The 11,732-nt window shown below is 33.0% G+C and carries 6 protein-coding genes and 1 tRNA gene; all 7 read right to left on the bottom strand.

Annotation, left to right across the window (positions count from 1 at the left end):
- Window positions 1-8: 8 nt before the first annotated feature.
- A complete protein-coding gene (locus Q1B05_RS04590; RefSeq protein ID WP_299778075.1) occupies window positions 9-1,541 on the bottom strand; it encodes a RagB/SusD family nutrient uptake outer membrane protein in 1,533 nt (510 codons plus the stop codon).
- Window positions 1,542-1,564: 23 nt separating this feature from the next.
- Complete coding sequence (locus tag Q1B05_RS04585; RefSeq protein ID WP_299778073.1) at window positions 1,565-4,600, bottom strand: TonB-dependent receptor; 3,036 nt, start codon at window positions 4,598-4,600, stop codon at window positions 1,565-1,567.
- 649 nt (window positions 4,601-5,249) lie between these two features.
- Window positions 5,250-7,400 carry a prolyl oligopeptidase family serine peptidase gene (locus tag Q1B05_RS04580; protein WP_299778071.1) on the bottom strand — a complete coding sequence of 717 codons (2,151 nt, stop codon included), beginning with the start codon at window positions 7,398-7,400 and terminating at the stop codon, window positions 5,250-5,252.
- A gap of 234 nt (window positions 7,401-7,634) precedes the next feature.
- Window positions 7,635-7,708, bottom strand: a tRNA-Arg gene (locus Q1B05_RS04575).
- Between the two features lie 44 nt (window positions 7,709-7,752).
- Window positions 7,753-8,202: a GatB/YqeY domain-containing protein gene (locus Q1B05_RS04570; RefSeq protein WP_299778069.1), complete on the bottom strand. Its 450-nt coding sequence runs from the start codon at window positions 8,200-8,202 to the stop codon at window positions 7,753-7,755.
- Window positions 8,203-8,296: 94 nt separating this feature from the next.
- Complete coding sequence (ftsZ, locus tag Q1B05_RS04565) at window positions 8,297-10,291, bottom strand: cell division protein FtsZ (RefSeq protein WP_299778067.1); 1,995 nt, start codon at window positions 10,289-10,291, stop codon at window positions 8,297-8,299.
- Window positions 10,292-10,382: 91 nt separating this feature from the next.
- Entirely contained in the window at window positions 10,383-11,732 is a 1,350-nt protein-coding gene (gene ftsA, locus Q1B05_RS04560; protein WP_299778065.1) for a cell division protein FtsA, read from the bottom strand.

Here is an 11,732-nt window from a genome sequence, read left to right as displayed (position 1 = left end):
ATACAAAATTAGTACCCAGGGTTTTGAGTTAAGTTTGTATTTCTTTCTAATTCATCTTCTGGTAATGGTAATAAATAGTCGTCTGAAGTAAAGAATGGCTTATCACCTTCTAATCCGCTTGCACTAAATACTTCATCTCCAATTTGTCTTCTTACAATATCATACCATCTAATACTTTCAAAAGCAAATTCTAATTTACGTTCTTCTAAAATATCATCAACAGTAACTGTTCCTGTAAGATCTGCTGGTACTGCACTAGCTGCGAATGTGTATTCTTCATCTGCTCCAGTTTTAGTATCTCCCCCCATTCTTGCTCTAGCTCTTACTTGGTTTACATACATAAGGGCGTCTGCATTATTTCCTAATTCTACTGCAGACTCTGCTGCGATTAACAATACTTCTGCATAACGAATCATAGAGTAGTTAAGGCTAGTTGCTCTAGCATTTGCACGAGCAAAAGGTCCTGGGTAACGCATAAACTTAGCGATGTATGGATTGTTTTTAGCGAATTCGTGTCCACTAATATCAAACTCTGTGTAATCTACAACAGTACCGTTAATAGAAGCTCTATCGTCTAAACTAACTGCTCTTCTGTAATCTCCTTCATCCCAAGTTGTATATACTGCAAGTGTAGGAACCGCTACAGACCATCCACCACCTAGGTTTCTGTCGTCTCCTCTAATTCCTGTCATTGGAGCTACTTGATCGTAAGCATTATCTTCTGCTTCAAAGTTGTTATAATCTAGAGCAAATATTGGCTCTAATGAATTATCAATTGCTTCTCCATCAAATAAGTTTTGGAAATTAGAGTCTAAAGCTAAATTATATGTTCCTGCATTAGCAATAACTTCAGTAGACTCATCGTATGCTTTTTGGTATTCTCCTAATGTTAAATACACTAACGCTAAATAAGAACTAGCAGCTGCTTTAGAAGGAGTTGCTCTAGATGATTGTGTATCTGGCAACCATGTTTTAGCAAATTCTAAATCTGCAATAATATTATCGTAAACTTCAGAAGCTGGAGTTCTACTAATAGATGTTGCTGCATCAATATCTGTGATTGGTTCACTAATGTAAGGAACATCTCCAAATAATCTTACTAAATGAAAGTAGTAAAATGCTCTTGCAAAATACGCTTGAGCTGTTACTGGGTTTTTAATAGATTCGTCTACATCTACATCTTCTGCTCCTGAAATGGCTTGGTTAGCCGCTGCAATACCTTGGTATGTTTTTGGCCAAAATTCGCTAATCATACCGTTACTTGCTAAAGTAGTAAACTCATTCATTTCTGCCCTTCTAGTTTCGTTAGAAGCAAGACTTACCATATCTGAACGTAACATTAAGGCTATGGATAATTTTCTTCCCCAGAATTTTTCGTTAATGGCATGTGTTAAAGATCCATTAACAGCTGTTTCAATATCACTTGTTGTTTGAAAGAAACCTTCTGGAGCTAGTAAGCCTACCGGTTCTTCCTCTAAATCTGAACATCCTACAATTGATATGCTTACCAAGAATAAGAATAAATATTTATATATTTTCATTGTGTTTCTTTTTAAATTATTTATTAAAATTTCAAGTTAAGACTAAAGTTTACAGATTTTACTGTTGGATAATTTCCAAAGTCAAATCCTTGAGCTGTGTTAGCCGATGTATTATTATCTCCTCCACGACCGTAGTAGTTTACTTCAGGGTCTAAACCTGAATAACTAGTAAATGTTAATAAGTTTTGTGCACTAACTGAAAATCTTAATGCTTCTAAACCGAATTTCTCTATAACATCGCTAGGTAAGTTATAGCCAATTGCAATGTTTTTTAATCTGATATAACTTCCGTCTTCAACAAAACGAGAAGATACTTCTCTGTTACTATTGTTTCCTACTCTTGGATCGTTAGTATCTGTGTTTGTAGATGTCCAAGCATTGTTGTAATACTTTTTAGTTGTATTAGCATCTCCGTTAGTTAATTGAGAGTCTGTTAAGTTGAAAATTTCACCTCCTTGAGAACCTTGGAAGAAAATACTCATATCGAAGTTTTTGTAGCTAAAGTTGTTTGTAAATCCGAATGTAAAATCAGGATTAGGATTACCAATAGTAGTTCTATCTGCTGAAGTAATATCTCCACTTCCATCTAAATCTGCAAATAAAGGATCTCCTGCTACACCACCTGATAACGTTGCTGTACCTTCTGGTAAATCATTTCCTTGGTAAACACCTTCGTACTCATACCCCCAGAATAAACCAACTTCTTCTCCTTCTCTTAACACATAACTTCTATCATGACTCCAGTAACTTGGTGTTGCATCGAAGAATAAATCTGCTCCGTTTGCTAAGTTTACAACTTCGTTTTTATTAAACGCAATGTTGAAATCTGTAGACCAGCTAAAGTTATCGTTAGTAATGTTTCTAGTGTTAATAGCGAATTCAAAACCTCTGTTGTTAATTTCACCAATGTTTGCTAAGATATCATCTCCTGTATACCCTAAGTATTCAGTAATCGTGTTATCTGTTAAAATTAAATCTTTAGTATCTATATTATAATAATCTACAGAGAAAGATATTCTGTTATTTAAGAAAGCAACATCAACACCAAAGTTAGCTTGGTAAGAAGATTCCCATTTTAAATCTGGGTTAGCTGCTTGTTCTGGAGTAATAGCACTTACTGTTTCACCATTACTTGAAGCGTAAAGTGTTTCAAATCTAGCTAAAGATTCGTAAGCTCCAATAGAAGGGTTACCAGTTACACCATAACTCGCTCTTAATTTTAAGTTAGAAATTGTTTCGCTATCTTTTAAGAAATCTTCGTTAGATAATTTCCAACCTAAAGCTCCTGAAGGGAAGATTGCATATTTTTCGTTTTCAGCAAAGTTAGAAGCACCATCACGTCTTACTGTAGCAGTAATTAAATACTTATCGTCCCAATCGTAATTTAATCTACCAAATTGAGATTGAATTTCTACTGTAGAGATAGAAGAATCTGGAGTTAATACATTTGTTGCTGAACTTAAACCATAGTAAGAAAAACTATCTGAGATAAATCCTGTTGCTTCAGTATAGAAATTTTCATTTACTGTTTTTTGATAAGAATAACCTGCTAATACTGTTAAGTTCCCTTTTCCAATCTCTTTAGTATACGTTAAGTAGTTTTCACTTAATACACTAGTTTCTCTATCTGTTTCTACAGATGCTCTACCATTATCTCCACCAGCTGTTTGCGTTAACACAGATGGTAAGTAAATACCACGAGTTGAATTTTCTGTACTTAAACCAAATGTAGTTTTAAACGTAAGGTTTTCTAAGATATCGTAATTAGCATAAAAGTTTGCTCTAAAATCGTCTGCTTTAGTTTCGTCTATTCTTTCTTTAGCAACTGCATATGGGTTGTCTACTGGATCTCCTACTGTGTTACCATAGTTATAAGTTCCATCTGCATTATAAACACCTTGATCAGGAGCATAACGCATTGCTAATGTAATAACGTCGTCACCACCTGCAGAAACTGAACCATTAGATTGTGTAGCGGCACCATTTTTAGTTCCTCTACTTCCAAAAAGATTCATTCCTAATTTTAATTTGTCTGTTACTTGCGCATCTACGTTAGTTAAAAATGTAGCTCTTTCGAAATCTGAATTGATTAAGATACCTTCTTGATTAAAGTAGTTAGCAGAAGCATAAAAGTTAATTTTTTCTGTACCACCAGAAAAAGAAAGCTGGTGATTTTGAGTACTACCAGATCTGTAAATTAAATCTTGCCAATCTGTATCTGAATCTCCTTGAGTATAAGCAGAAGACACACCGTTATTTGTTCTGATTTGATTTTGGTAATCTGCAAATTCATCTGCATTTAATAAATCTAATTCGTTAGAAATAGAGTTAATAGCATAAGTAGAATTAAGCTCAACAACTAATTTACCACTCTTACCTTTCTTAGTGGTAACTAAAACAACACCATTAGATCCTCTAGACCCGTAAATAGCTGTTGCTGAAGCGTCTTTTAAAACTTCCATCGATTGAATATCGTTTGCTTGAGGCATGGATGCACCCACAAAACCATCAACAACAATTAAAGGAGAACTACTTGCATTAATAGATGTATTACCTCTAATCTTAATACTAATAGGAGCACCTGGCTCACCACCATTATTAGATTGAACAACAACACCTGCAGCACGACCTTGAAGCGCTTGTTCTGCATTTAAAACAGGAAACGCTGTTAAATCTGCAGATTTAACTGAAGATACAGCTCCCGTAATGTCGCTCTTTTTTTGTGATCCATATCCAACAACAACAACCTCGTCTAATTCACTAGCATCTTCAACTAAAGAAATGTTAAGTGTTTTTTGATCTGTTATTGTTACGGATTGTTTAATATAACCTACATAAGAAAATTGAAGCACATCGCCAGATGATACTTCTAATTGGAAGTCCCCGTTAAAATCTGTCGCCGCACCTGTTGTGGTCCCTACCACAAGTACATTAACACCAGGAATGGGCATGTTGCCCTCATCTGTTACTGTCCCGGATAATTGATACCCGTCTTGTGCAAATAATGATATATTGAATATCAATACTAGCATTAAAGTTAGTTTAGTTTTTAAATTCATTTGTAATTTGTTTTGGTTAAAAAATACTTCTTTATATAATCAATAATGATTAACCAAAATTGGTGGCCTAGATTGGTTATCTAGATTGGTTTACCAATTTGGTGTTGCTAATATATGTTATTATTACGTTAAAACCATAGGTATTTTGTAAGAAATACAAATTTGCCCCCAAAAAACTCACAATTTAACAAAATACAGTTTAAATATTTACATAAACACAATCTTAAGGACTACAAATTTATGTAGGATTTTACATAAAATATAGAAAACTGGATTTTACGAAAACCTTGTAGTAACCGAATAAAAATGATATTTCATAGAAAAGCCGAAGCTCAAAAAAAATATTTTTCAACAATTTTTACTTACAATAATAGTCTTTTGTATATTTTTCTTTTTTTCACAAAACAGAGTGATTTCATAAAATAGACATATATAACTAAGTATTTTTTCAACTATAACTTGTAAGACAAATCAAAAATTGATAATTGAATAATTATAATCACTTCGTAGCGTCAAAAAATTATTTTTTTAACTAAAAGTAAATTTGAAGAAAACTAATTCATTTTTTAAATGAAATAAAACGTATTAAATAACCGTTAATTTATCTGAAGTATAAGAAATTACTCTGTTTATTAACGATGGACTCTTTTTAATTTAAAAAATCATATAAAAAAGCATACTTATACAAAGTAGCATCTAGCCAATCTTGAAAGCTTAATGCTCCACCATGACCTGCACCAGGAGTAACATACATAATAGAGAGTGATTCTGGATTTGCTTTCTCCTGAAGTGACGCTAAAAATTTATAAGAATGTAAAGACGGCACTCTATCATCACTTTCTCCTGTCATTAATAAAAAATTAGGATATTTTTCTCCTGCTTTAATATTATGAATAGGTGAGTATGATTTAAGATTATTAAAATCTTCTAAATTTGAAACATCTCCAAACTCATCAATATTAGCTATTGCAGATCCTACAGTAAATTTCCCAAACCGTAACATATCATAAGGACCAGCCTCTGCAATAACTACTTTAAACAAATCTGGTCTCTGTATAGCTGCTGCACTAACAAGTAATCCTCCATGAGATCTACCGTTACTTCCTAAATGCTCTTTACTTGTATAATTCTGATCGATAAGATATTCTCCTGCTGCAATAAAATCGTCTATCCCATTCTGTTTTTTTAAACGACGTCCCTGTTCGCTCCATTCAGATCCTCCAGCACCGCCTCCTCTAATATTTGGTACAGCAAGAACACCTCCATGTAACAGCCACAACACTTTAGATTCATCAAAATTTGGTTCTACAGTTGTACCATAACCACCATAACCATAAAGCATAGTAGGGTTTTCTCCATTTAATTTCGTTTTTTTAAGGCATGTAATATACATTGGGATTTCTGTACCATCTTTAGACTTATAAGTTACATATCGTGTTTCTAAAGATTCTGGCTCATAAGGTACAGAGACAGACCTAATCGGTTCGAATGTTAGTTTTTCTAAACTTAATTGATACCAAAGATTGGGATGGTAAAAAGATGACACACAAAAACTTGTGTATTTAGCGTCTTCATTTGTTTCGTATAAATAGTTTACTTTCTTTCCTTCAGGGAAATCTATTTTATTAAGTAATTTTCCTTCTAAATTAAAAAACAAGGCTAAATCTTTATTTCCGTTTTTATAAACACAAACAAACATATCTTTTCCTAACCTATTAACATCTCGTAAAGGCACATCATACTCAGGAACAATCTCAATGGGTTTATTGGGTTCATTAACATCTGCTAAAAGTACACGACCGTTAGGTGCTCCCCAATTAGTTTGCAATAACACTTTATTTTCAAAAGCAGCTTTTATAGATATTTTGTCTTTTGAATTATTAGGGTACACAAGAAACTTCTTAATATGTAATGTTGTAGAATCTTTATTGGCTACCGATAATGTTTTATATAACGTGTTTTTGTGGTTAAATGTGCTATAAAAATACAGTTTCTCATTCAACTCAAAAAAACTAAATCCGTCATCAGATCCAGCTGTATTTATGTATAGTAGTTTATCTTGTTCTTGCTCATTTCCAAATTTATGATAATACATTTTTTGTCCTTGAGCTTTATCTAATAATTCCCGACCTTCTGTTGGCTTATCATATCTATCATAATACAAATTCATTTTATCCCAAACAATTGTTGTTCCTGTTCTTACATGTTTTAAGGTATTATGAAATTGTTGTCCGTTTTTTAGATTATAAAAGAGTAACTCATGCCAATCACTTCCGTTACGAGAGATTGATACTGCTGCTAAATCGTAATCTTCATTAACACTATAGCTAGCAACAGCTATATTATCTCCTGAATTACCCATCAGCTTTTTTATATCGACTAGAGTGAGGTAATTACCTTTATCGTACAAACGATATAATAAATTAGGAAAGCGACTTGAGTTTTGTGTTTTATATTTAAACTGATATTTATCTAAACCTACAGAGTCTTTTATTATATTCTCCTCAATTTGTTCTTTCTTAACACCATAATACATTGCATATAGTTGATCCTTTAAATCTAAAGTCTTTAAATATTTACTTTTAATTTTGCTTGTAATTTTTTCTTGATCTTCTAACCAAACTTTTAATCTAAGATCTTCAGGATTTTCCATCCATTGATACGGATCACTGACTACTGTACCAAAATAGACATTTTGCGTTGCATCTTTTGGCGCAGACACATACTCATACCTTTTTTGAGACAATAACAGTTGAGATACTACTATAAATAAAAAAAAAGTAAAGTAAAATTTACGCATAATCAAACACTTTTAAATAGCTAATTTTGAAGACTTAAATAAAGATTACAAAATAAGAAATACAGAATACTATTTCTGCTTTTTTATAAATTTTTTTATACTATAGACTTTATTTAGAATGAAGCATAATTACTACTCCCAATTATATTTATCTTAATTACACCCATGCATTAAAGTCTAAACAAAAAAAACCTTAATCATTTGAAATAACAAATAATTAAGGTATTAACAATGTGACCACGAAGGGATTCGAACCCCCAACCCTCAGAGCCGAAATCTGATATTCTATCCAGTTGAACTACGCAGCCATTATCCCTATAAAAACAAGAATGCTTTTATAATATATTTAAACTTAAACTAGGTTCTTTTTTACCAAAGTTGAAATGGTTTTTCCATCGGCTTTTCCTGCTAATTCTTTATTAACAATACCCATAACTTTCCCCATATCTTTCATACCCGCAGCCCCAACTTTAGAAATTGTATATACAACCACTTTTTCTATAGCTTCTTCACTCAATTGCTCTGGCAAAAACTGGCTAATAACTTCTGCTTGAGCTAATTCTGGCTCGGCTAAATCAGATCGATTTTGTTCGGTATAAATAGCTGCACTATCTTTTCGCTGCTTGACTAGTTTAGATAATATTTGTATCTCATGTTCTTCAGTAATTTCTTCTTTAGAACCAGTTTCTGTTTGTGCTAATAATAACTCAGCTTTTACTGCTCTTAAAGCAGATAATGCTGTCTGGTCTTTTGCTTTCATAGCCACCTTCATAGCAGTCATGATATCTTGTTGTAAACCCATTATTTAAATTTCTTGCTAAGATAAAAAGAAAAACCCAAAAAGCTCTTAGAGTTTTTGGGTTTAAACTAAATTGTGGCTTATTTTTTCTATTAAATTAATCTACATTATCATGTAAAAACGAGTTGTTACTTCTTAACTGAATATCGTTATTATCGTCTACACTTAAACTTGTTCCAGACATGTTATTTTCTGAAGAATGTTGTGTTTCATCTAAGTGAACACCTTGACGTTTGTAAGCAGGAACTTTCTCTATTTCTTCAATTTTTGAAGTATTGAATTTATAGTTAAAATCTTTCATTTTTCTACGACGTTCTGCTGCACGCTCTTTAAGCATTTCAGAAATAGGCGTATTCATCGGATCAATTGGTTCTGAAGGAGTACGCGGAACAGATTTTACAGGTTCTGAAGGCATATCTTTTTTAATAAAACTAACATCCTGATTAAAGTTATTTAAGGTATCATCTTCAACAACATTTCTATCTTTTTTAACCGCTATTTTCTTGTCTTGTTCTTCGTAATCATCAAGTACATACCTAACTTCTCCCTTATTACTAGACTCTGTTACGTTTACTATTTCTACATATTCTTTTACTGGAGCATTTTTAACTGCATCTGTATCTTCTAAAGCATGCTTAATAACCGTTTTAGATTCTTCTTGAGGTGTATTCGTATGCTGACCATGTTGTAATGGCATATCGAAAGTTAATGTAATTTGTTTTTCCTCGTCTTCTATAGGTGTTGTTGGCTGAACTTTATCATTTTTTATTTCTGTAAAAACAAAATCATTTGCATCTATATTTAAGTCGGGAAACTGATCAAGATTAACTTCAATATTTTTTATAGCTTCAGTTGTTGGCACTAAATCCATGTTATTTGAAGGTTTTGGTGTTTCCTTTTTTATAGGAGCATCAAAATCTTCTAAATCATTTATATCTAAAGTATGTCTTACAACTTCAGGAGCTTTTTCAATTTTTAATTCAATATTTGGTGTAATAATAGCAGGTTCACGATCTACTTTATTAGATTCTTGCTTATCTAAACTTTGTTCTTCTTCTAAAGAGTGAACAACTTTTTTAGCTTCGGTATTAGAGATCTCGTCTTGCTGATCTAAATTAAAACCTGTAGCAATAATAGTTACAGCAATAGATTCGTCTAAAGATTCGTCTTCACCAACACCCATAATAATGTTTGCACCATGTCCAGCTTCACTTTGGATATGATCATTGATTTCTCCAATCTCATCAATAGTAATTTCTTGTGCACCAGAAACGATTAGCAACAATACATTTTTGGCACCTTGAATTTTATTATCATTTAATAACGGAGAATCTAAAGCTTTCATAATAGCATCTTTCGCTCTGTTTTGTCCAGAAGAAATCGAAGATCCCATTATAGCAGAACCACTATTACTTAATACCGTTTTGGCATCACGTAAATCTATGTTTTGAGTGTAGTGATGTGTAATAACTTCAGCTATACCACGAGCAGCAGTGGCTAACACTTCATCTGCCTTAGAGAACCCTGCTTTAAAACCAAGATTACCGTAAACCTCACGAAGTTTATTGTTATTAATTACAATTAAAGAATCGACTACATTACGTAATTTTTCAATTCCTTTTTGCGCTTGTTCGTTACGCATTTTACCTTCAAATTGGAAAGGCATGGTAACAATACCAACAGTTAAGACATCTAAATCTTTTGCCATTTTAGCGATGATTGGTGCAGCTCCAGTACCTGTACCACCACCCATTCCGGCAGTTATAAAAATCATTTTTGTATTGGTATCCAACATGCGCTTTAAATCGTCATGACTTTCTATTGCAGATTGGGCGCCTATTTCAGGATTTGCACCCGCTCCCAATCCTTCGGTTAGATCTAATCCTAACTGAATTTTATTTGGAACACCACTATTTTGAAGTGCTTGTGCATCTGTATTACAGATTACAAAATCTACTCCTTTAATACCTTGCTGGAACATGTGGTTGATAGCATTACTACCACCACCTCCAACACCAATAACTTTAATTACATTTGATTGGTTCTTTGGTAAATCAAATGAGATACTTGCGAATTCTTTGTTGCTGCTCATAAATTCTTTTTTACTGGGTTTAATCTTAACTTTTGTCTTTATTTTTATATATATAGCAATATCTGCTTAATTATATTGCGTAACTTTTCTATTACTCTGCGTTGTCCAAAAAATCCTTGATCTTGTCTGTAAACTTGTCCAAAAAATTTCTGCGCTCCCTTCTTTCTGGTCGAGTTTCTTTCAACTCCTCCTTTTCTTCTAAAATTTCTTCTGAAATAGATGCTGGATTCTCAACTTCTTCCTCCTCTATTTCTTCAATTCTAGATTCTCTTTGCTTACGCTCTTGATGTTTTAATCCATCTAAAACTAAACCTACACTGGTTGCGTATAACGGACTTGTAATATCTTCATTACTATCGCCTGCCAAATGCTCGTTAGGATATCCTATTCTGGTATCCATACCTGTAATGTACTCTACTAATTGCTTTAAATGTTTTAATTGGGCCCCACCACCAGTTAATACAATTCCTGCAATTAATTTCTTTTTTTGTTCTTCGTGACCGTAATTTTTAATTTCTAAAAATACTTGTTCTACGATTTCAACCACGCGTGCGTGAATGATTTTAGATAAATTTTTAAGCGTAATCTCTTTTGGTTCTCTACCTCTTAATCCAGGAATAGATACAATCTCGTTATCTTTATTTTCTCCTGGCCAAGCTGAACCAAATTTTATTTTTAATAATTCGGCTTGTTTTTCTATAATTGAACAGCCTTCTTTAATATCTTCTGTGATTACATTTCCGCCAAAAGGAATAACTGCTGTATGACGAATAATACCATCTTTAAAGACAGCCAAATCTGTTGTGCCACCTCCTATATCGATTAGTGCTACACCAGCTTCTTTTTCTTCTTGACTTAATACTGCATTCGCAGAAGCAAGAGGCTCTAATGTTAAACGTTCTAGCTCTAAATCGGCACTTTTAATACAACGACCAATATTTCTAATTGATGATACTTGACCAACAACAACATGAAAATTAGCTTCTAAACGCCCGCCATGCATCCCAATTGGTTCTTTAATTTCTGCTTGACCATCAATTTTGTATTCTTGTGGTAAAACATGAATAATTTCTTCACCAGGAAGCATAACCAACTTATGCACTTGATTAATTAATTTATCGATATCGGTTTCATCAATAACGGTTTCAGAATTAGGTCTTGTAATATAATCGCTATGTTGTAAACTGCGAATATGCTGACCAGCAATACCTACAGTAACACCTTCAATTTTATTACCCGCAGAAGCTTCTGCTTCCTGCACAGCTTGTTGTATAGACTGAATGGTTTGTGTAATATTACTAACCACCCCACGATGCACCCCTAAACTTTTAGAGCGTCCTATACCTAAAATTTCTAATTTTCCGTAATCATTCTTACGACCAATCATGGCCACAATTTTTGTGGTTCCAATATCTAATCCAACTGCTATATTATGTTCCAT

Source organism: uncultured Formosa sp., from assembly GCF_947500765.1.
In the GTDB taxonomy this organism is placed as follows: domain Bacteria; phylum Bacteroidota; class Bacteroidia; order Flavobacteriales; family Flavobacteriaceae; genus Formosa.
The sequence above is the reverse complement of the archived record's forward strand: the minus strand, read 5'-3'. Positions and strand labels throughout refer to the sequence as shown.

Bases quoted from the DNA above. Each gene is read 5' to 3' on its own strand.
- Q1B05_RS04585 (WP_299778073.1), bottom strand. From the start codon at position 4,600: ATGAATTTAAAAACTAAACTAACTTTAATGCTAGTATTGATATTCAAT.
- Q1B05_RS04590 (WP_299778075.1), bottom strand. From the start codon at position 1,541: ATGAAAATATATAAATATTTATTCTTATTCTTGGTAAGCATATCAATT.
- Q1B05_RS04570 (WP_299778069.1), bottom strand. From the start codon at position 8,202: ATGGGTTTACAACAAGATATCATGACTGCTATGAAGGTGGCTATGAAA.
- ftsA (WP_299778065.1), bottom strand. From the start codon at position 11,732: ATGGAACATAATATAGCAGTTGGATTAGATATTGGAACCACAAAAATT.
- Q1B05_RS04580 (WP_299778071.1), bottom strand. From the start codon at position 7,400: ATGCGTAAATTTTACTTTACTTTTTTTTTATTTATAGTAGTATCTCAA.
- ftsZ (WP_299778067.1), bottom strand. From the start codon at position 10,291: ATGAGCAGCAACAAAGAATTCGCAAGTATCTCATTTGATTTACCAAAG.